Annotated in this window: 20 protein-coding genes and 1 tRNA gene; 2 read left to right on the forward strand and 19 right to left on the reverse strand. The window is 53.8% G+C overall.

Features of this window, described 5'->3' with window-relative positions:
• Nucleotides 1–29: 29 nt before the first annotated feature.
• The 9 genes from JNK54_05740 to JNK54_05780 form a co-directional block, all read right to left on the reverse strand.
• Nucleotides 30–431 (reverse strand): VanZ family protein, encoded by a 402-nt coding sequence (locus JNK54_05740; GenBank protein MBL8023769.1) that lies wholly within the window; start codon nt 429–431, stop codon nt 30–32.
• Nucleotides 428–1,180, reverse strand: a complete 753-nt coding sequence (gene radC, locus JNK54_05745) for a DNA repair protein RadC (protein ID MBL8023770.1) — start codon at nt 1,178–1,180, stop codon at nt 428–430. The genes JNK54_05740 and radC overlap by 4 nt, the downstream gene beginning before the upstream one ends.
• A 4-nt stretch (nt 1,181–1,184) precedes the next feature.
• Nucleotides 1,185–1,610, reverse strand: a complete 426-nt coding sequence (locus tag JNK54_05750; protein ID MBL8023771.1) for an acyl-CoA thioesterase — start codon at nt 1,608–1,610, stop codon at nt 1,185–1,187.
• A gap of 24 nt (nt 1,611–1,634) precedes the next feature.
• Nucleotides 1,635–2,045, reverse strand: coding sequence for an endonuclease domain-containing protein (locus JNK54_05755; GenBank protein ID MBL8023772.1), 411 nt, complete (start codon nt 2,043–2,045; stop codon nt 1,635–1,637).
• 329 nt (nt 2,046–2,374) lie between these two features.
• Complete coding sequence (locus JNK54_05760; protein ID MBL8023773.1) at nt 2,375–4,036, reverse strand: diphosphate--fructose-6-phosphate 1-phosphotransferase; 1,662 nt, start codon at nt 4,034–4,036, stop codon at nt 2,375–2,377.
• 103 nt (nt 4,037–4,139) lie between these two features.
• Complete coding sequence (locus tag JNK54_05765; protein ID MBL8023774.1) at nt 4,140–5,219, reverse strand: class I fructose-bisphosphate aldolase; 1,080 nt, start codon at nt 5,217–5,219, stop codon at nt 4,140–4,142.
• Nucleotides 5,220–5,232: 13 nt separating this feature from the next.
• The gene (locus JNK54_05770) at nt 5,233–6,288 is read right to left on the reverse strand and encodes an acetyl-CoA carboxylase carboxyltransferase subunit alpha (protein MBL8023775.1); all 1,056 of its coding nucleotides are present in this window, start codon (nt 6,286–6,288) and stop codon (nt 5,233–5,235) included.
• A 5-nt stretch (nt 6,289–6,293) separates the two neighbouring features.
• On the reverse strand, nt 6,294–6,989 hold the full coding sequence (locus JNK54_05775; GenBank protein MBL8023776.1) for a hypothetical protein: 696 nt from the start codon (nt 6,987–6,989) through the stop codon (nt 6,294–6,296).
• 72 nt (nt 6,990–7,061) lie between these two features.
• Nucleotides 7,062–8,858: an ABC-F family ATP-binding cassette domain-containing protein gene (locus JNK54_05780; protein ID MBL8023777.1), complete on the reverse strand. Its 1,797-nt coding sequence runs from the start codon at nt 8,856–8,858 to the stop codon at nt 7,062–7,064.
• A gap of 44 nt (nt 8,859–8,902) precedes the next feature.
• Between JNK54_05780 and JNK54_05785 the strand changes: the two genes are divergently transcribed.
• The gene (locus JNK54_05785) at nt 8,903–9,376 is read left to right on the forward strand and encodes a hemerythrin domain-containing protein (protein MBL8023778.1); all 474 of its coding nucleotides are present in this window, start codon (nt 8,903–8,905) and stop codon (nt 9,374–9,376) included.
• Nucleotides 9,377–9,586: 210 nt separating this feature from the next.
• On the opposite strand, the gene JNK54_05790 is transcribed toward JNK54_05785, so the two are convergent.
• The 4 genes from JNK54_05790 to JNK54_05805 all read right to left on the reverse strand — a co-directional run bounded on the left by JNK54_05790 (nt 9,587) and on the right by JNK54_05805 (nt 13,251).
• A tRNA-Pro gene (locus JNK54_05790) sits at nt 9,587–9,663 on the reverse strand.
• A gap of 386 nt (nt 9,664–10,049) precedes the next feature.
• Complete coding sequence (locus tag JNK54_05795) at nt 10,050–12,002, reverse strand: LTA synthase family protein (GenBank protein MBL8023779.1); 1,953 nt, start codon at nt 12,000–12,002, stop codon at nt 10,050–10,052.
• 76 nt (nt 12,003–12,078) lie between these two features.
• A complete protein-coding gene (locus tag JNK54_05800; GenBank protein ID MBL8023780.1) occupies nt 12,079–12,624 on the reverse strand; it encodes a YceI family protein in 546 nt (181 codons plus the stop codon).
• A 9-nt stretch (nt 12,625–12,633) separates the two neighbouring features.
• Nucleotides 12,634–13,251: a hypothetical protein gene (locus tag JNK54_05805; GenBank protein MBL8023781.1), complete on the reverse strand. Its 618-nt coding sequence runs from the start codon at nt 13,249–13,251 to the stop codon at nt 12,634–12,636.
• Between the two features lie 23 nt (nt 13,252–13,274).
• Between JNK54_05805 and JNK54_05810 the strand changes: the two genes are divergently transcribed.
• Nucleotides 13,275–14,516 (forward strand): MFS transporter, encoded by a 1,242-nt coding sequence (locus tag JNK54_05810; protein ID MBL8023782.1) that lies wholly within the window; start codon nt 13,275–13,277, stop codon nt 14,514–14,516.
• On the opposite strand, the gene JNK54_05815 is transcribed toward JNK54_05810, so the two are convergent.
• Genes JNK54_05815 through JNK54_05840 form a run of 6 tightly spaced genes read right to left on the reverse strand, consistent with a single transcriptional unit; the run spans nt 14,470 to nt 21,198 of the window.
• Nucleotides 14,470–15,471 carry a hypothetical protein gene (locus tag JNK54_05815; protein ID MBL8023783.1) on the reverse strand — a complete coding sequence of 334 codons (1,002 nt, stop codon included), beginning with the start codon at nt 15,469–15,471 and terminating at the stop codon, nt 14,470–14,472. The genes JNK54_05810 and JNK54_05815 overlap by 47 nt on opposite strands.
• 22 nt (nt 15,472–15,493) lie before the next feature.
• Nucleotides 15,494–16,666, reverse strand: coding sequence for a TonB family protein (locus JNK54_05820; protein ID MBL8023784.1), 1,173 nt, complete (start codon nt 16,664–16,666; stop codon nt 15,494–15,496).
• A complete protein-coding gene (locus JNK54_05825) occupies nt 16,666–17,088 on the reverse strand; it encodes a biopolymer transporter ExbD (GenBank protein ID MBL8023785.1) in 423 nt (140 codons plus the stop codon). Before JNK54_05825 ends, JNK54_05820 begins: the two co-directional genes overlap by 1 nt.
• On the reverse strand, nt 17,085–17,510 hold the full coding sequence (locus JNK54_05830) for a biopolymer transporter ExbD (GenBank protein ID MBL8023786.1): 426 nt from the start codon (nt 17,508–17,510) through the stop codon (nt 17,085–17,087). Before JNK54_05830 ends, JNK54_05825 begins: the two co-directional genes overlap by 4 nt.
• A 57-nt stretch (nt 17,511–17,567) precedes the next feature.
• Nucleotides 17,568–18,191 (reverse strand): MotA/TolQ/ExbB proton channel family protein, encoded by a 624-nt coding sequence (locus tag JNK54_05835; protein ID MBL8023787.1) that lies wholly within the window; start codon nt 18,189–18,191, stop codon nt 17,568–17,570.
• Between the two features lies 1 nt (nt 18,192).
• On the reverse strand, nt 18,193–21,198 hold the full coding sequence (locus JNK54_05840; protein ID MBL8023788.1) for a tetratricopeptide repeat protein: 3,006 nt from the start codon (nt 21,196–21,198) through the stop codon (nt 18,193–18,195).
• Nucleotides 21,199–21,200 lie beyond the last annotated feature (2 nt).

Consider the following 21,200-nt stretch of genomic DNA (forward strand, 5'->3'; position numbering starts at 1 on the left):
GGAAAATTGCCGGCGATGTATACAGATATTTATTGTCCCGTTTTCGTTCCTTCCGACGTACGGGACATCCGAAAGCGCACGAAAACGGAAAGCACCAGTGCCGCGCCCAAAGAATCCAACGCCACATCCCGGACTTTACCGTACCGTCCCGGAACAAAGGTTTGGTGCCATTCATCGGAAGCGGCATAGAGGACGCAGAGCAACAACCCCACCCATAACACCCGCTGAACAGGCCACCCGGTCCCGGCCAGAGCCCGCGCCAACAAATAGGCCAAGAGACCGTATTCAAAAAGATGCGCAAACTTTCGAATCATGAGTTCGGGGAGTTCCGATCCCACGGTCCGCTGATCCGGCAGAGCGGAAATAAAAAATATGACACCCGCCCAAAGAATCACGGGCCCCCACAACGATAACCAACGGAAAAATTTCACAAGAGCCCCACATTCCGAAAACTGAACGATCGTCCATTTCCCACAATAATGTGATCCAAGACCGTGATCCCCACCGTTTTGGCCGCTTGGGCCAACAGGGTGGTCAAACGCTTGTCTTCCGGCGACGGGGTGGGGTCACCGGACGGATGATTGTGAACGAAAATTAAACCCGCCGCGTTGGCCGCCAGGGCGCCCGCCACCACACGGCGCGGATACACAGCCGCTTGATCAATGGTCCCTTCCGCAAGACGCTCCTTTCGAAGGACTCGGTTTTTAGTGGAAAGATAAATCACTTCAAAAACTTCGTTTTTTAATCCCTCCAGGGACGCCCGACAATAGGCCAAAACGGCCTCGGGTGAATTCAGCAAATCCGACTGACGGGCTTCCGTTTCAAAATAACGCTCCATCACGCCTCGAATCAAGGACACGAAGGATCCTGTTCCACCCCCCGCACCGTCGACCTGGGCCAATTGGTCCGGCGTGGCGTCCAACACACCTTTCAGAGATCCAAACTTTTCCATTAATCTTTTGGCCAAGGGTTTGGTGTCACAACGGGAAAATACATACGTAAGGAGGAGTTCCAGTATTTCATAATCGGCAAACCCTTTCCCACCGGAGGTTTCCCACCGCAACCGAAGGCGCTTGCGGTGCCCCAAATGATCGGGTTCCCCATCCAAAACAGTCTCCGTTGATTTCGGGACAACCGAGCCGCTCAAGGACAACACCCCCGATTCCCGTGCTTTCACCATCGGGTCAGATTCCGTTCACCGGAGTGGGGTCCATGGCCTTCAGAAGAATTTCTTTAACCGATGGGGGCACCCGGACCGGTTTCCAGGATTTGTTCACGAAGGGATGTTTCGTATACCCCATGGCCATGGGTTTCCCGGAATCGACGTTGACCAGCTCATAGGAAAACGTCAGGGAGGCACGGCCCAGCTCCGTGATGCGGGAACGAATTTTAATCAGGTCGTCGTAATGGGCCGGAGCCAAATAGTTCACCTTCGTCTCCATGACCGGAAGATAAATCTCTTTCTCTTCCAGATCACGATACCGAATCCCCAGTTCACGCATAAACTCTGTCCGACCCCGCTCAAAGAGAACCAGGTAATTGGCGTAATAAACAACGCCCATCCGATCCGTGTCCGCGTAAGAAACCCGAAAATCCATCTCATGGATCATAACGATCTTTCCTCAATGATTGTCTTAATCCCTCTCCCCCCGCGAAGCGGGTGGGAGAGGTGGCACAAAGTGCCGGTGAGGGGGGCTTAATGCCTCCTCCACTTTATTTAAAATAATCTCCGCGTGATCATAAACATCCATATTCCAAAACCGAAGAACCCGAAACCCGCGAGCTTCGAGATCGGATGTTCTTTGACTGTCCGACTCTGTTCGCTCAGCGTGTTGCCCACCATCGAGTTCAACAATCAGCCTTTTCTCCACACAACAAAAATCTGCTATAAACGGCCCAAGAATCAGCTGACGACGAAATTTATAGCCGCTCAGTCGCCGAGATCGGAGAAGGGACCAAAGGCGTTTTTCTGCGTCGGTTTGTTCGCGCCGTAAACGACGCGCCTGAATTCTTAGCCATGGACGATCGGGTGAAGCACGGCCCATCCCCCCCCCTCACCGGCCCGTTGGGCCACCTCTCCCACCCGCTTCGCGGGGGGAGAGGGAGTAATAGAATTCGCTAACCCATCTTTCAAAATCCCATCCGCCGGATTCGGACCGTCGCAGTGCTCCGGTCACCTGGGGCGGCAGAGCCGCTGTTTCGGACCGTCTAAGTGCTCCGGTCACCTGGGGCGGCAGAGCCGCTGTTTCGGACCGTCTAAGTGCTGCTGATCCGAAAGTGCTCCCATTTTTTTGGATGGAAGCTGTTTGAATTTCCTTCTCCCCGCTGTGGGAGAAGGTCCCCGAAGGGGGGATGAGGGGTCCTTCTGATCCCCCTAAGATTCCAGCTGAAGAGTCTTGGTCGTGAGGTCCGTGACCGACGCTGGACCAAAATATTGAATGGGTCCCGGGTAAACGTAACCGTCTTCCGCCACCAGGGAATCCCGAAGTTTGGCGTGGGCGCGGAACGGCGCACCGTCAAGTTTCACCAACGCCTTCTGGATCACAGGCTTCTCTTTTCCCTTTCGGCGTTCCACGTTCATCATCATCGTGAGCGGAACCCCGCCCGGAGCCCATTGGGCGGAAGGTTTGGTGAGATTTTTAATGGACGACACGTAACCCGTCAAACCGTTTAAGGCCAACACCGCGGCGTTATACCCGAGCGCGTAACAATAGGTGGCGTCAAAGTTCGACGGGGCCCCACAGCGCCCCTCGTAGCCAAAGAAATGCGTGATGGCGGAGAATTTCCCCACGAACGATCCCTCTTTTTTTAACAGGGACAAACGTTTCTTCACCATCTCCACCAACAATTTCTCGGTTTCAATTTGGGACACCTGAACGTTCCCGTGAGGATCCCGATCCAACATCAGTTGGGCTTGAATCCCCGCGGGAAGCGAATTCAGAAGGTCCGCCAAGGGCGCCGGCAAGGCGGCCGCCACGATCGCCCGCTTTTCGTCAAAATTCGCAACCGAGGACAAGCGGGACTCGTTTGCGGCGAGGACGTCATTCAAGGAGGAAATGAGTTCTTTCATTTCCGGAATAAATTCGATGAGCCCCTCGGGAATCAAAAGAACCCCATAGTTCTTTTTCGCCTTGGCACGAAGAGTCACAGCCTGAACCACGGTGTCCACCACTTGAGCCAACGTCATTTTCTTGGCCAATACCTCTTCGCCAATCAAGGCCACGTTGGGCCGCGTTTTCAAAGCGACCTCAAGAGTGATATGGGACGCGCTCCGCCCCATCAGACGAATGAAATGCCAATATTTTTGGGCCGAGAGCACGTCCCGTGAAATATTCCCCACCACTTCCGCGTAGATTTTAGTGGCGGTGTCGAACCCGAAAGACGCTTCGATGTCATCGTTCTTCAAGTCCCCGTCAATGGTTTTCGGAACCCCCACCACGCTCAGGGAAAGCCCCTCCGCTTTGAAATATTCCGCTAAGAGAGCGGCGTTGGTGTTGGAATCGTCTCCCCCCACCACCACCAAGGCATCCAATCGGTTGGTCTCCAGCGTTTTCTTTGCGGCGGTAAATTGTTCCGGGGATTCAATTTTCGTTCGCCCGGATTGAATCATATCGAACCCGCCGGTGTTCCGGTACTGGTCCACAATGCCCGCGGTGATTTCGATCCATTTATTCTCCAGAATTCCTGAAGGGCCTCCCTGGAAACCGATCAATTTGTTTTTCGGGTTCGCCCGCTTTAATCCGTCAAAAAGGCCCGCCAAGACATTGTGCCCCCCCGGCGCTTGCCCTCCGGAAAGAACCACTCCCAACCGAAGTGCTTTTTTACCAATTGAAGCGTTGCGTCCCTTCGTCAACTTCGCCAAAGGGAGCCCGTAGGTCTGGGGAAAAATAGCTTTCAACGCGGCCTGATCCGACAGACTTTGTGTCGGACGCCCCAACCGCGGAACAACACCGGTGGGTCCAGATCGCAACACCATCGGGAGGGTGGGTTTAAATTTGGATCGTTCAATTTGAAGTTCGGATTTTAGGGTTGGCATGGATTTAGACCTCAGTGGAGTGAGCGACACCACACAAACCGCTCGCGCGCCGTCCTCAATTCAGGATCGGCGCGCGAGGGTCGTGCGGACAGTGAAGAATTATTTAAGCAATGGTAACCGTTTTGTCCAGATACACATCCTGGATCGCGTTCAACAGGCCCACCCCTTCTTTCATGGGGCGCTGGAAGGCTTTCCGACCAGAAATGAGGCCCATGCCCCCGGCGCGCTTGTTGATGACCGCCGTGCGAACGGCGTCGGCCAAATCGGAGGCTCCCTTGGATTCCCCCCCCGAGTTGATCAGTCCGGCGCGTCCCATGTAGCAATTCATAACCTGGTAACGGCAAAGGTCGATGGGATGATCGGTGGTCAAATCCGAGTAAACCTTGGGACTGGTTTTCCCGAATTTCACAGCGTTGTATCCCCCGTTATTTTCCGGAAGCTTTTGCTTGATGATGTCGGCTTCGATCGTCACGCCCAGATGATTGGCCTGACCCGTGATATCCGCAGACACATGGTAATCTTTCTCCGCGGTCTTGAAGGCATTGTTCCGGGCGTAGCACCAAAGGACAGTGAACATTCCCAGTTCATGGGCCTGGGCGAAAGCTTCGGAAACTTCCTGCAATTGACGACGGCTCTCCACGGAACCCCAGTAAATGGTCGCCCCAATGGACGTGCATCCCATGTCGAAGGCCTGCTTCACTTTCGTGAACATGGTTTGGTCCGGGACCTGCGGGAGGGACATGAGTTCGTTGTGGTTGATTTTCAACATGAAGGGAATTTTGTGGGCAAACTTCCGAGCCACCGAACCCAAAACGCCGTAAGTGGAAGCGACCGCGTTGCACCCCCCCTCCATGGCCAATTTCACAATGTTTTCCGGATCGAAATAGTCCGGGTTCGGCGCAAAGGACGCCCCGCCAGAATGTTCAATCCCCTGGTCCACGGGAAGAATGGACACATAGCCCGTGCCTTTCATGCGACCGCTATCAATCAAATTCTGTAAGTTGCGAAGAACCGGGACTTTGCGATCGGAGTAGGCCCACACGCGATCCACATGGTCCGCCCCCGGCAAATGCAATCGGGAAGCGGGAACTTTCGCTTTATAGGTGAGAAGATTTTCAGCGTCTTTGCCCAACAACTCGGCAACAGAGACTTTTTTTGCTGTGGATTCAGGAACGGTGCTCATCGGTAGATCCTCCTCAAGTTTTAGAACGTTTTTTTGGGGATGGGGATTTTTTGGTGCGAACAGGTGCCACTCGTGCCTTATCGGTCGTTGAAAATTGGCCAATGACACGAAATTTCTCGTAACGTTTGTTCAACAGATCCTTCGAAGGGATGGCGCGAACTTCAGCCAGGTGGCGTAGGAGAGTTCCCTTCACCGTGGCCATCACGACGTCCACATCGCGATGGGCCCCCCCCAGAGGTTCGGGAATCATTTCATCAATCACCCCCAACTCTTTCAAATCAACAGCCGTAATTTTAAGGGCCCGAGCGGCTTCTTGAGCTTTTGACGCGTCATGGTAAAGGATTGAAGCGCACCCTTCCGGAGAGATCACGGAATAGTAAGCGTTCTCCAACATTAAAATTCGGTCCGCGACTCCCAGCGCCAAAGCGCCGCCGGATCCCCCTTCGCCAATCACACAGGTGAGGATCGGGACATTAAATTGGGACATTTCACGTAAGTTTTCCGCAATAGCGGTGGCTTGCCCCCGTTCTTCAGCTCCAATTCCAGGGTAGGCCCCCGCGGTGTCGATAAAGGTCACAATAGGAACCCTGAACTTATCGGCCAGTTTCATCAAACGGAGCGCTTTCCGATATCCTTCCGGATGGGGCATCCCAAAGTTTCGCGCCATGGAGTCCTGAAGCGTTCGCCCTTTTTGGTGGCCCATGACAACAACAGGCCGCCCTTCCAAATAAGCCAACCCACCGACAATCGCTTTATCGTCAGAATAATGACGGTCGCCGTGCAACTCGATAAACCCTGTAAAAAGGTGTTCAATATAATCCAGAGTGTAGGGGCGGCGCGGATGGCGGGCCATCTGCACCCGTTGCCAAGGAAGAAGGGTCCCATAAACCTCACGACGGACCTCGTCCAAACGCTTAAGAAGGCGGTCCTTCTGGGCCGTTGAGTCAAGGGAGGGATCTTCAGAACCCGCCCTCTCTAATTCCCGAAGCTCTTCTTCCAGATCCAAAACGGGTTTTTCGAAATCAAACCCTTTAAAAGTTGTTGTGTGTTCGGCCAAGGCTGTTGTCATCCTCCTTAAAAACCTCCCGAATAAACCAAACGAACAATGCGTTCAGGCCGGCGGCGCGGCCCGCCTAAATCGCGACCGGCAAGCTCCACCGCAAAGCTGGGGGTCATCCACCACCCCAAACCCACGTTCAGCCGGCTGTCCCGCCCCACACGGATGTTGTCCCACTCCGCATTCAAAGCCACCACATCACGGAACAAATAGCGGAAACCCATGAACCCATACACGTGATCTTCGGTGAAATCATACACATTTATGCCCCCATGAAGGCTTAAATCTGGAACAATGATTTCTCCGCTCCCCACCAAAAACAGCCCTTTTTCCCGCTGGGCGTATTTGTCGGTGGATTTATTAAAGAAGAGCCCCTGCCCATCATACCCCAAAGCCAGGGCCGGCAAATTTCTCTGTCCATCGAAAAAACGGAACCGAACATTCAGGGTGGGTTTATGCAAATCCACCGATTCGTTCCCGACGAACCCATCGGCGTCCAACCCGAACCCCACGTTCAATCGTGGGAAAACACCGAAATGGGTTTTGACCAACACCCCGCCTTCGGAATAGAATCGGTAAGAAGAATCAAATCCATAGCGATCAAGGACTTCCGCGGTGGGCACGTCAATGACCTCCATCAGGGGAGCCCCCGCCTGGGCGTTAAAAACTCCCAACAGGAGAAGCAACAGGAATAAAGATGCAATTTTTTTCATTGTTTTCCTCACGATGATTCGGCTCATTTTATCACATCCCCCCGGGTTGTCAATGCGACGGAGACGTTTCCCCTATTGGTCTTGGCTGAGCGCGGTCTGAATCTCTGCCAATTCCGTTTGACACTTCTTTAAAGCCAAATCCAACTCCGTCAGCTTTTGGTAGTCGCTTTGAATGAAGACGGAACTCATTTGGTGGTTGAGGTCCTCTATTTCTTCTTCAACCTCTCGGAGACGGGCGTTCCGTTTCTTTCGCCGTTTGGAACGAGCCTTTTCGGCTTCCCGAATATTTTTCAAATCGTCGGAAGACGACTTCACCCAGGTCGGTGTGCCCAAGGTCTTACCGGACACCACGGCTTTTTTTACCCCATCATCCCCCGCCGAGAGTCGGGCCGACAACCGGAGGAAATCGTCATGGTTCCCCGTATACAGTTTGACCCGGCCCTGATCCACATGGGCCACATGGTTGGCCAAGGCGTTCACGAAATAGAGATCGTGACTGATAAAACAAATCGAGCCCTCGAAATTGTGAAGGGCGTCCACCAGCGCGTCCACGCTCGCCATGTCCAGGTGGGTGGTGGGTTCATCCAGGAGGAGAAGATTGGGCGGATCCAAAAGAAGTCGGGCGAGGGCCAGACGACTTTTTTCTCCTCCGCTCAAAACGTCCACCGTTTTAAACACCGCGTTGTCTCGAAAGAGAAAAGTCCCTAACACCGTTCGAACCAGGAGGTCCGGGTTCATCCGTTTCGTTGCCATGGCTTCCTGAAGGACCGTCCTCCCCGAAGTGAGGGTTTCCCACCGATGTTGAGAAAAGTAGCCCGACTCCACGTTTAACCCAAGCGTTCGCTCTCCCCGATCGAAAGGAAGTACCCCCGCCAACATTTTAAGCAGGGTCGACTTTCCCGCACCGTTCGGCCCCACAAACGCCACTTTCTGGCCTCGTTCCAGTTCGAAATCCACGTTCTCGTAAACTTTCACATCCCCGTAGGATTTGGCCACCCCTTTCAATGACATCATTTTGACCCCGGTTTTACTTGGTTGCGGGAAATGAATTTTAATCTTTTTAATTTCGGGGGGGATTTTGATCCGTTCCATTTTATCAAGCATCTTGATCCGACTTTGAACCTGGGGAGCCTTGGACGCCTGGGCCCGAAACCGGTTAATGAATTCCTGGGCGTCCTCGATATCTTTTTGTTGTTTTTTGTAGGCCGCCACCAACTGATCTTGCTCCATTTGTCGCAGGGAAAGGAATTTCTCAAAGTCCCCCACATAGCGGAAAATCTTTTGATCCCGCAGGTCCAAGATGCCCTGAGCGACCGCGTTCACAAAAGAACGATCGTGGGAAATCAAAAGGATAGAGCTTTTGGAGCGTTGGAGGTAATCCTGAAACCAAAAGAGGGACTCCAAATCCAAATGGTTCGTGGGTTCGTCCAAAAGCAGGAGATCCGGCTCTTGCAAGAGAAGTCGCGCGATGGCGACCCGCATGCGCCACCCCCCCGACATGGTCGAAGCCAGCCGATCAAAATCCGTCACACGGAACCCCAGTCCCATCAAAATTTTCTTGGCTTCGGCGGTTCGCCGTTCCGGTGTCACCTCCGCGGAATGATCCCCCGTGAGCGTCTCTTCTAAAACGGATCCCTCCCCTAAATCCGCGGTTTCCTGGGGTAAATACCCGATCCGCACCCCACGGGGGAAAGTGATGGTCCCTTCGTCCGGAAGGTCGAGCCCACGAAGAATTTTAAATAGTGTGGATTTCCCAGCGCCATTGGGCCCCATCAGAGCAAAACGATCCCCGGCATTCAGCTGAAGAGACACCCCTTCAAAAATAACCTGTTGGCCAAATGCCTTGTGTAAGTTCTGTACGGTAAGCAAATTATTCCCCTTGAAATAAATCGATTTAACCCTTATAAATCATCATGTCGATTATCGAACGGTTTTTGGAAGACCACCGATTTTTTCGTCAACACATGGAAGAGGCCCGAAAAACAGCTGAAAGGCTTCCCGCGGGCGCGCCTCCTCCCATCCTTTCCGATGTCGATCGGGAGTTCACCCAACGACTTCGACGCCACGCCCGGATGGAGGCAGAATTACTCTTTCCTTGCCTTCAGCGAGCCTCCCCGGAAGACGTCCGGCACGAAACGGTCAAAAAATATCTTGACCATGGAACAGACGAACACGCCTCCGTCGCCAAACGCCACGCCACGCTCACCGAGACAGTTAATCCGTCGTCTCACCTACGAGAGGAATGGCGATCCGCCCTGCACCATTTCGCGGAGGGATTGGAACGTCACATGGAAATGGAAGAACGGGAAATCTTTCCAGACGCCGCAAGACTGTTGACTCCCGAAATCCTTGCCGAACTCAATAAAAAAGCCGATCTCATTCCTTAAAACCACAAATGGTCGGGGTGACTGGACTTGAACCAGCGGCCTCCTCCCCTTCGGGGCCAGTCCGGCTGAAGCCGGGCGCGCCAAACGTGTGCCCCATGGCACACGGCGCCCCACGCAGGCGACCGCGCTAGCGGAAGTGGCTCGCGGGAGAGCCCGACCGCGCTAGCGGAAGTGCCTCACGGGAGAGGCCGACTTCTTACTTCAACCAAATGGTCGGGGTGACTGGACTTGAACCAGCGGCCTCCTGCTCCCAAAGCAGGCGCTCTAGCCAACTGAGCTACACCCCGTCTTTCTTGTTCTTTCCGCCTTCTTAAAATTTGTCGCAGGAGGCCGGCCTCCTCCTTCCCCTCGCCTAGCGGCGAGACTCAGGCCAGGGTGCTAGCGCACCCGTGAACAGTGCCTAAGGGCACTCTTCACCCCAAAGCAGGCGCTCTAGCCAACTGAGCTACACCCCGTCTTTCTTGTTCTTTCCGCCTTCTTAAAATTTGTCGCAGGAGGCCGGCCTCCTCCTTCCCCGGGTTCAAGGGGGTTCCCTCTCTCGCTTGCGGGAGAGGGGGAGGGAGAGGGGATTTCCATTCGTTTCTTTTCCGTCGATGATTATACTTGACGAACGCTAATTGGTCAAACGAAACCGATCCCTTCAGAGGGTTAGACCACGAAAGAAGACAACGGGTTAGTTCATTCGGCCGTTTTTAAGCCGAAGACGTCGCTGATCGTACAACTCATAGGCCGTCTGATACAGGGCGGCTCCATCGTTAACAAGATCATCATCCCCGGAATCGGGTTCAGCCAAATGGAACCGAAATTCCTGCCGATCGTAGAGATAAACCGTGGCCGATTTGTCCGGTCGATAGACCGCCAGACGGTCACCCCGGAGGAACCCCACATCCCGATCATGCTGAAGAAGAGCGTACCCCTCCCCGGAAGGAACGTCAAACAGATCTCTCCCAAAAAACACGGATTGGATCGTCCAATCGGTCAACCCCACCAGGGTGGGAGCCACATCCATGGAGGAAGCCAGCGTGTCCACCCGCCCGGGCTTAACAAGGAACGGAGCATAAATCAGGAAAGGGACCTCATAGGAGTGAATGGGGATAAAGTCCGCCCCGTAGACCCGGGCGCCATGGTCGCCAATAACCACAAAAATCGTGTTCTTAAAAAAACCTTTTGATTGAGCGGCGTCAAAAAATTGGCCGAGAGCCCAATCCGCGTATTTAACAGCGTGCTCACGTTTCCGCCTAAGGGGATCCAAATCAATTCGGCCCGCTGGATAGGTGTAGGGCTTATGATTTGAAACGGTCAAGACCATCGACAAAAAGGGCTTCCCCTGGGAATGGAATTGTTCAAATTCTTCCAAACCGCGTTGAAAAATATCCTCGTCCGAGACGCCCCAGGCGGTAGTAAATACGGGTGCCTTAAAATCTTTTTGTTCGATAAATCGATCAAACCCGTTGGCCCGCATGAACGACCCCATCCCGTCAAATATTCCCCGGCCCCCATAGACAAAAAGGGTTTCATAGCCCCGCGCCTTGACCACGTCGGCCAGAGTAAAAACATTTTCAGATTTGGACCGCTTTAAAATAGAAACCCCGGGAATCGGGGGAAACCCGCACAAAATGGCTTCCAACCCCCGAACGGTCCGGGACCCGGTGGCGTAAAACCGGGTAAAAAGGAGCCCTTCCTTTGAGAGCCGATCAAAAGAGGGTGTGATTCCATCCGAACGCCCCCCCAAAACCCCCGTAAAACTCGCCCCAAAACTTTCCTCCACAATGATCACAAAGTTGGGTCGGGAAATCGTTCCGTCTTCGTGAAGAGATCTCTCCAGGGGGTTCGGTGCCCCCTCCAACGGAGGGCCTTCTTCCGATTCGGCCAACAACCTTTTTGTCCGGCGAAGAGCTTCCCCCTTATCCAATGTTTTGTAGAAAGCGTCGTAATTCAAATCGTTCGTCAATAGAGCTTGAAAAAAGGTAAGGACGCCATTGGACGCCACTTCATTTTGAACACGGTTCTGGCTGACGGACAGGGAGGAGAGGGGTGTGGTCAACCAGAGGATGACCAAGAGGACCCCGTGAAGGATCAATAGCTTTGCCGTCCACCCCGCCGATTGACGGAGCCCGCACTCCAAAGAGCGATGGGTGAAGAAGAAGATCACACCAGCCAAAAACCCCACCCCAACCAAAATCCAGAGAACGGGATAGGATTGCCAAATATTACCGGCCACTTCGGTGGGAAACAGCAAATAATCGACGGCAATATAGTTAAAGCGGGCGTTAAATTCATCAAAAAAAGCGACTTCCGTGGTTCCGATAAAGAGGAAAAGGAAGAGGCCCAGGAAGAAAGCCGCACGAAGGAGAGACACCCCCACCCGCCCCTGCCACAACCGCGCGGGCAGAACACCCAGGCCGAGAGCCACTGGAAAAGAGAGCAAAAGCGCCGCCAGAAGATCCAACCGAATGCCCACCCATAGGGTCCGAGCCCAGACAAAGAACCCGGTTTCGAGCATCCCGTGAACCCAGACAGCCAAAACCAGTCGAAGGAGGAAAAAACCCAAAAGGAAAATGCCAGAAAGAATGAAACCAGGGCCCAGAAGGTTTCTCCGGTCCTGATCGTCACGTGTGTTCTTCATGAATCGATTATACGCTTTTCAAACGAGGACCGCCCCGGCCGCATCCGGAAACGGGTGGTGCCACGGGAAAGATTTGTTACTTTGAGGCAGGGGCCCGGCGCCAGGACATCTCGATCTGGACGGGGACCTCCCGTTTGATGGCCATCCCCAACAGGGAAGGGGCGGGAATTTTAAAATCGTCAATATTTAAGGGGACCACCCCCGTGAACCGGAGGAGATCTCCCGAACGGTCGATAACGGCGAAAGGAACCGCCGCGTAAGTTGCTTTATGTCCGGAAAATTCGATGACCAAATCCGCTAAAAAAGGAGAGGTGTCCGGCACCTTCGGCAATGCAACCGACACCGTCACCATGGGAAAAGAAGCCCCCCGGGTGGTTTCCATCATGTGCAGGTCCCGATTCGTATCACCCGAAAGGAAACTGGCCACCGGAGCGGCCACGAGGAAACGACACCCCTCCTCCTGACAAATCCCTTTCCCACGGGCCACCGTGCTGGTTCCCTCCACCGTATGGAGTGTGTGTTTCACGTGGTAGGTTAGGGAAGATGTTTCCAACCCCCAGTTTTCCGCCCGAACGGTCAGAACCGTGCCCATCACCAGAAGACAAGAGAGAATTTTTTTCATGGAAGGCTCCTAGAAGTCCCAAACCATCACAAGGAGTGAAGCCATGTACGCACCGTAGGCGACACCGGCCACGGTGGAATGGTGCTTGGCCGCGCCGTGAACTTCTTCCCCCCGATCCCGCTGCTTGTACGCTTGGTACCCCAGAAAGGGCGCGATGAGCATGGCCGGGAAATGAACCCAGGCCAGAGTCTTGTGGATTTTGGTAGCGCCCGTGGCCTTCTTTTCTTCGACTTCCGGCGCCAGGATGGAAAAGCTCGCGGTGGTAAAGTAAAGGGCCCCCGTCGCAATGCCGAGATTTTTATGCCTATCGGCCTTGGACCCGTTGGTGGAGTCATCCCCGGGCCCCGTAAAGAGTGTTGCCGTCATGGGCACCGCTGTGATCAACCCCAGGATCTGGTGGGTTTTTAGCATTTTGGACCGCTTATGCAACGTCGCCTGAGTCGCCGGGTCGGATTTCAGTTGATCCGCACTAAACCCCAAATCGTCAAGCGTCAGGTCCGCCGCCCGAAGTCGCCCCATTCCCGTTGCCGGGACAAAAATAGCCAACACTAAAATCAGTCGCATCACTTTCATCAGGCGATCCTCACTTTGAGATTTACCGTCCATTTCTAACCTGTCGTCGATCATAGAATTTCCTTTAAAATGATTCAATGATATCCCTCATGAATTCGGCCACACCCAAACACCACCCTCTTCCCCGAACGGTAAAGGTTTTGGGCGGGGTCAGCTTCTTGAACGACGCCGCCAGCGACATGATCTACCCGCTTCTCCCCCTCTTCCTCACCCAAACCTTAGGGGCCGGACCCGCCGCTCTGGGACTTATCGAAGGGGTGGCCGAATCCACCGCTTCCCTCTTCAAACTTTTTTCCGGGGCCATGTCCGACCGTTTCCGGAACCGAAAAGTTTGGATTCTCGGCGGATACAGCGCTTCAAATCTGGTCCGGCCTCTTATGGCCATTGTCACCGCCTGGCCCCAAATTCTCTTCCTCCGATTCGTTGACAGGATCGGGAAAGGAATTCGGACCTCCCCCCGAGACGCCCTGGTGACCGACGCCGTATCGTCGGATCAGAGGGGTCGCGCTTTTGGCTACCACCGCGCCATGGACCACGCGGGGGCCGTGGTGGGTCCCTTGCTGGCCGCCCTGTTCCTTGTGTTGTGGGACCAACCGCTCCGCACGTTGTTTCTCTTTTCGGCCATTCCTGGAACCCTATGCCTCCTCCTGGTCTTTTTTGGAATTAAACGGACCGAACCTGTTCCCCACGCTCGCGCCCCCTTTCACGCCAAAGAAGCTTGGGACCAAGTCCCCCGCACGTTCAAAAAATATTTGGTCATCCTGTTCGTTTTCAGCCTGGGCAACGCCAGCGACGCGTTTTTGATTCTTAAGGCCAAAGATCTGGGGATCGCTGTCCCCGGAATCCTCACCTTATGGAGTTTTTTCCATATGGTAAAAAGCGCCACCTCCCTGGGGGGTGGCCGCTTCTCCGACCGGGTCGGTCGTCGGGGCATCCTCGTTGCAGGATGGGTGCTCTATGCCGCGGTCTACGTGGGCTTTGCTTCGGCGAATTCACCCGTCCACGTTTGGACCCTTTTTGCGGTTTACGGTCTTTTTTTTGGAATGACAGAAGGAGTGGAACGTGCCTTGGTGGCGGACTTAGCACCGAACTTCTTGCGCGGATCCGTTTTTGGCCTCTACCACCTAACGGCGGGGATCGGGGCCCTGTTGGCTTCCTTAATTTTTGGTGGCCTTTGGAAATGGGGCGGAAACACCTTGGCCTTTTACACGGGAGCCGGTTTTGCTCTCACCGCCGCCGTCGGTCTTACCTTTCTCTCTTTGCCCGGCCCGGTCAGCGGGTCTTTATCACAAACCGCAGGACATCGCTCCGATCTTTAATCGGAGAGTAAGTGTATTTGATGCTGTCCGGAGAAAGTAAAAGATCGGCGGCGATTTTTTCGGTCACTAATTTTTGGCGACGTTTAACGGTCTCCCCTTCCGGTTCCAACGTTTGAAATTCCAGGGCGAACGGGTAGCCGGAATATTCCCGCAACACATCCATCGTTCGGTCCAGAATGGGGAGAGCGTCTGGGTTTATTTTGTCGTCATTAAAGAGGTAACTGGACGAAATTTCCACCACCACATTTTTTTTATCCTTATATTTTAAGTGGCGTAAAATAAAGGCCTTCCCCAACGTGGTGTGCGTGTCTTTAAACTCGTCCACGGTGATAAACCGAAACGAATACGCCGAGGAGACCCGAATCATTTTCCCGTCCTTATTAAACCCGTCCCACACGATTTCTTTAACGGGGTTTCCCTTGCCCGAAAGGGTGTGAACAATGTCGCCTTTGTCATCGGCCACTTCCAACCGCCAGGCCACGACCGTGGTTTGGGCGGGAGCTGGTTGAAAACTAATGAGCGGGGGCTCCACCAGATCGGGCAACCACGGTCGAGCCGTCTGCTGGGAATCGATTCGATCGAACCGACGAAAATCCTCCTCAGAGGGGATCGGTCGGCTTTGCTCCAAGAGTTTCTCTGTTTTGTCTGTTACGGAATCCACCAGTTCTTTAATATCCACTTTAATTTCCGGGGTCACTTTTTCGATGGCCACCTTGTCCTTGGCTTGGCCGGTGACTTCCATGGACCCCAGGTTTTCACTTCCGGAAGAAGGGGGGGGAGGTGGCGGCACATCATTTTTGCGCGGTGCCGAAACGGGCTTGGAACTCTTTTGAGCTGGAGCCTCCTTCGGCGACGGGGGAGGTGGCGGGGATTTTTTTAAACTGGGCGTCGAATCGGACCATGACAGCCCCACTCCCAAAAACAAAATGATGATTGCCAGCGCACGTTGTCTCATTCCAACCTCCTCAAAGGAACCATTACAAAGCCTTAAACCTGAACGTAATTTGACCGTATTGTTCTTTGCCCTTCATGGACAAATCCAACGCTTCAAAGCGCCATTGGTTGAGCGCTTCTTGGGCCAAGATGTCGATTTTTGAATAACCACAGGACCGGGACACAACCGTTTTATTGGTGTTAACTTCCCCGGTCTGACGCACAAAAAAGTCCAAAATGACCGTGGCAAAAATACCCTTTTCCCGGGCCCATTCCGGGAAGACGGGCATCACCTGATAAAGGATCCGCCGGCCCGACAAAGGCCCGGAAATTTCGTAGGGAACCCTGGAAGAGGATGCCCCCGCGGTCCCACGATTCCCTCCTCCTGGTGTTCCCACCAACCCGCCCCCCGACGACGACGTCCCGGGGGCCCCGATAGGAGAAAACCCGCCCGACACCCCCACCAGGCCTCGTCCGCCTTCTTTATCTTTTAAATTTCCCCCACCCCCAGCGCCCGCCCCATCGCCGCCCCCGGTTCCCCCCCCTGTTCCAAAAAATGCGGTAGAGACCGTTTTGACTCTCTTGTCTGTTCGATTGGCCAAAGCAATTTGAGGGGCGTCTCCGTCAGATGAGGTCAGCCCCGCACCGCCCTTTTGAACCGCAAAGGGCAAATCACCCCGGGCGATCTTGAACCCCGAAGACTTATCTTTAATCGTTCCCCCACCCCCCACTTTTTCTCCCGCGCCCAGTCCCACCCCGGCCAGGCCCCCGGCACTTTTGGTCTCAATTTTTCCCACATCAAAAGAACTGGCCAAACTTCGTTCTTTGTTCACCAATTTTGAATCCTTTTGAATGGCCTCGGCCGCCCGCGTAAGCGATTGGATTTGGTTGGGTGTCGAGGCGCCCACCAATTCCGCCTTGGGCTTTTCAGAAACGATCAGTTTGGGCATGGGTTTGGGCGTGCTCAACCCCACGGCTTCTTTCACGCGTTTAAAAAAGGTGTTATCTTCTTTTTTCTCTTCCACAGGAGGAAGTGGGGCCGGCTTCTCAGGCACCACCTCTTCAACGGAGAAATCGATTTCCGCGATGGGATCGGCCAGGGACCCCACGATGGGTCGAGCTTGCCAAAAATAGAGCGGCACATGGATCGCCAAAGCCAGAGTCACACACAGGGTTTCCCGAAAACTCCCAAAAATATGTTCGTTGACCGCCAGCATTACTTTTTCCCTGCCACAACCTGCTTCTGTTGTGTGGCCACGGCAATTTTCTTCGCGTGTGTCTTCATTTTAATGGTTTGGATCAAGTTCTCCACGCTCTCGTAATCCACATCTTTGTCCGCTCGAATGATCACTACCGAATTTGGTTTTTTCTTGAGGACTTTTGACAACAACCGGGGCAGATCTTCGATCAGAACTATTTTATCGTCGATGGCCACCCGCAGGTCTGTCCCCATCGAAACGGAAACGTTTTGATCTTTGGTCTCGGATGTGTAGGCTTCTGGCAATTCCACGGTCATGTTCGGGATATTCAACACCGGCGCGGCCACCAACATAATGATGAGCAAGACGAGCGTGACATCAATGATCGGGGTAATGTTAATCCCCGAGACGGCGTTTCCCTGTTCCCGAACCTTTTTCATCTCGTCGCCCGCTTCACCAACGAAAGTTTTCCAGCGCCCGCTTGTTTCGACATGTCCAACGCGGTCACCACCATCCCGTGCCGCACCCCTTTGGCCGCGGTAATGATCACGGTGCGATCGTTTTTTCGGGACAGCTCTCCCGCCAAAAAGTTTTGGAGGGCCACCGCCGTTTCCATTTTGTTCTGGTTTAACCAGAATCCATCCGGACGAACTTCCACGATCAGGGGTTTTTCCGGGGAGGCGTCTTTGACCTTCACCGCCTTCGCGGACTGAGAGGCGGAGATGTTAATCATCGACTGCATCGCCATCGGCGTGATCAGCATGAGAATAATCAGGAGGACCAAAGAGATATCGGCCAAGGGGACGACGTTAATTTCCGAAATGTCTTCCCCTTCGCCTTTCTCAATGGACCCACGCCTCATGGCTTCCCCCTCCGAACCGGACTCATGAGGTTCGACACCGTCCGCCCATGAAAGTTCTTACCGCTTCTCGCCATAAATGGCCAGGAGCAGCCGCTGCCCATAGGTGTTCATCTCCACCAACGTGGCGCGAAGCCGGAAGTTGAAGTAGTTGTAAATAATGGCCGCGGGAACCGCCACCACCAACCCCGCCACCGTGGTGATCAAGGCTTCGGAAATACCCGCCGCCACCACCGAAGGACCGCCGGAGCCCGAACGCGCCAAACTTTGAAAAGCGTGCAACACGCCCAACACGGTGCCCAGAAGGCCGATCAAAGGAGAGATGAAACTGATGGTGCCGAATAACCCCACCCGTTTTCTCAGCGTTTCCTGGCCTTCTTCTTTATCGATCACCATGCCGTCTTCCGCGTCCAACCGGGACACCAAGGATCCTTCCAATCCGGACCGAAACACCCGCGCGAAAACACCCGGGCTTACTTCACACAACGCGATCGCGTCGCGGACCCGCTTCTCCCGCACCAAACCCAGGATGCGTTCCCAAAGGTCTTTCGGAAACTTGGCTTCTTTCCGGAAAACCCAGAACCGCTCCAGCGTGAAGGCCACGAGCAGCACCGACATCACCAGAATGGTGCTGATGATGGGGGGATTGATCATGAACCACTCTTTGAATCCCATCTGCATCATTTTACTTTCCTCCCTTGAGTTCCTTCACTTTTTGTTGGGCAATGGCCCGCCATTCCGCGTTATCGCTGAAGGAGGCAATGTCCGAATAAATTCCAATGGCTTGAGAAGCGTCGCCTTCCCGCTCATATATTTCCCCCAAGAGAGCCAACCCGGCCAAACGGAACGTGTTGTTCTTGGGAGACAATTGCCGTAAGGTTTCATAGGCTTTCTTCTGTTCCGTTGGCGCTTTTAGTTTTTCGTAACAACGGCCCATGTTAAAGTTCGCTTCAAAAATATCCTGTTCATCCATCGGCACCTTTTTATAACTCTCTACCGCTTTCATGTAGTCCTCAGCGGTCTCGTAAAGCTGACCAATTTGCATTTGAACGTAACTGGCTTTTTCATCGTTCGGATATCGCTTCAAAAACGCGCCGTAGGCGTCTATCGCCTGATAGGGTCGGTTGGCTTTTGTATAACAGACGGGGATATTGAGCGCGGCGTCCCGGGATTTCAGATCCGTCGGGTGAGCTTCCTGGTAATCGTTAAAAGCAATTCCCGCTTGCCCATAATCTTTCAAACTAAAATAGCTCACGGCCAACTTAAAGCGTGAATCTTTGGTGAGGGCGTCCTGGGGATAGTTGGCGATGAAATTCTTAAACGTGTTCACCGCCGCCGTGTAATTGCCCTTAAGGAAATTCGAATCGGCCTTGTAATAGAACGCCTGCATGGCTTGAGCCGAGTCCGGGAAATCCAAGATCAAACGCTCAAAGTAATCCAAAGCGCGATCGTAATCCTTGCGGTTGTAGGCCTCGGCCCCAAGTTCCCAATAGATGTCCGCCGTGAATTTGCTTTTGGGGAACTGGGTCACAAGGCCTTTCATGTCCCCATCCTTTTTCCCCTGTTTGTAGTACGCCATTTGGAGGAGTTCCTGAACTTCGTTCGACTTTTCGTCTTCCGGATACCTCTTCATGTAGGCGGTGTATTGATCAATGGCTCGGGGGATGTCCCCGGAATTGTAGAAACACTGGCCCATTTGAAGCATGGCCTCTTTCGAGAGCGGGGATTCAGGATGTTGTTCCGTTAGCGTGCGGAAGGATTGGTAGGCTTGGTGATATTGACCCAATCCGAAAAAGGTACGGCCGGTTTGAAACAAAGCGTCTGGCGCGTATCGACTGGTTTTAAACCGGGCCAGGAGCGTGTTCCATTTGGTGATGGCATCGGTGAAATATTCCTGGCGGTAGAGGGAAAGGCCCGCCTGGTAGAGGGCCCGTTCGGTCCGGGTGTCGTCCGGAAATTTCGTGATGAACTCCTCGTAAAAACTGGACGCGCGTTCGTAGTCGCGCTTGTTAAAGAACACGTCGGCCGAATCCAGAATCCCCGTTTTCTTGGCGTCCGCCAACCCCAACTCCGACGACATATTCCGGGCGCGAGCCTGCATGTCCGCCGCCTCATCGTACATTCCCAATCGGGACAAACTCGCGGCCATCCCCAACATCGCACCGGGGACCAAGGGCGAACCACGGTAGTTTTTGGTGATCAACTCATAGGTTTCCTTGGCCAATTCAAATTGTTCAATGTTGTAGTAGGCCTCCGCCACCCAGTAATAGGTTTCCGCCTGCCAGGGGCTCGGGGTCGCGGGGGCTCGCTTCAGGAACGTGTACACATGGGTAACCACTTCCGCGTAACGACGGTCTTGGGCCAGGGTCACCGCCATGAGATAGAGGGACTTGTCGAAATAAGCCGTGTTCGGGTATCGATCAATAATGAATTGAAAAGTGGGAATGGCTTCGTCGGGTTTCCCCATCCGCATTTGGCAAAGCCCCTTCAAGAGGCTCACTTTCGCGTGAAGTTCTCCCCATTCAAAATCCTTAAGGAACCGGTCCGCCTTCGTAATGGCCACGTCGTACTGCCCTTGGACGGCCAGGCTCCAAATCACTTTGTACTGGGCATCCAAGGTGTAATCGTTGTTGGTCACCAAAGCGGAAAACCCAGGGATGGCTTTGGCCAACTCTCCCTGCCGCAACGAAATTTCCGCCAACAAATATTGCCCCGCTGGTCCCGAAAGATTTTGCGGAAACTCTTTCACCAGTTGGGTCCAATTCAACGCCGCCTGCTCAAAGTTGCCGTTTTGAAAATCCACACATCCCATGCGGAACAAGGCAAAAGGGCGAAGGACACTTTGTAATTCATTCTTGTAAATCTTGCGAAACGAATCGTAGGCCAAGGGATATTCTTTGGATTGGAAGTAGGATTCCCCCATCTGGTAGAGGGCTCTGTCTGTCCACACCTTATCCACATCGTTGTCCAAAACCTCTTTGAGCAGAACGGCGGAAGCGATCACCCGATTCATTAACCGCTGGCAAACCCCTCGATAAAAGAGACACGCCGCGTCACTGGGCTCCCGTTCCAACAAAGTGATCGCGCTTTGATATTCCCCCCGCTCCATGTAGAGGAGAGCTAGGGGAACAATCACCCGAGGAAGTTTCGCGTAACCGGTGTGTGACTCCAATAGTTTGACGAAGAAACTTTCAGCTTTCGCGTTTTCGCGACGGGCCAAATGACAATAGGCCGATCCCAACAAAGATTCCGCCCGCATCACGTCATTTTTGGATTTCCCGACCCAGGCGAAATGGTCCAAAGCCGCCAAGTATTTTTTGAGGTTAAAGAGGCATTCCCCCATGCGAAACCGGGCGGAGATCACCAGGTTGGCGTTTTCGGAGCCACGATTGTTATCAATAAACTCTTTGAATTCCGCTGAGGCTTCCGGCCACCTTTTCTGCAAGAAGTAAGACTCGGCCTTAATGTATTGGGCGGCGGCGGCTTTGGGGTGCCGGGGAAATTGGCGGAGAAAATTTCGGCTTTCCGCAATGGCGGATTCGTATTTCCCTGACTGGAAGGCTCCAGACAAAACAACGAACAATCGTTCGGCGTCCGGGTTCACAAAACCCGCGCGACTCACAGGGGGGAGTGCCACTCCCGAAAGAAGAAGCGCCACCGCCAGCCCAAGAACTCGACATCGTTTCATCATGG

This window comes from Elusimicrobiota bacterium (genome assembly GCA_016788905.1).
Classification (GTDB): domain Bacteria; phylum Elusimicrobiota; class Elusimicrobia; order FEN-1173; family FEN-1173; genus JADKHR01.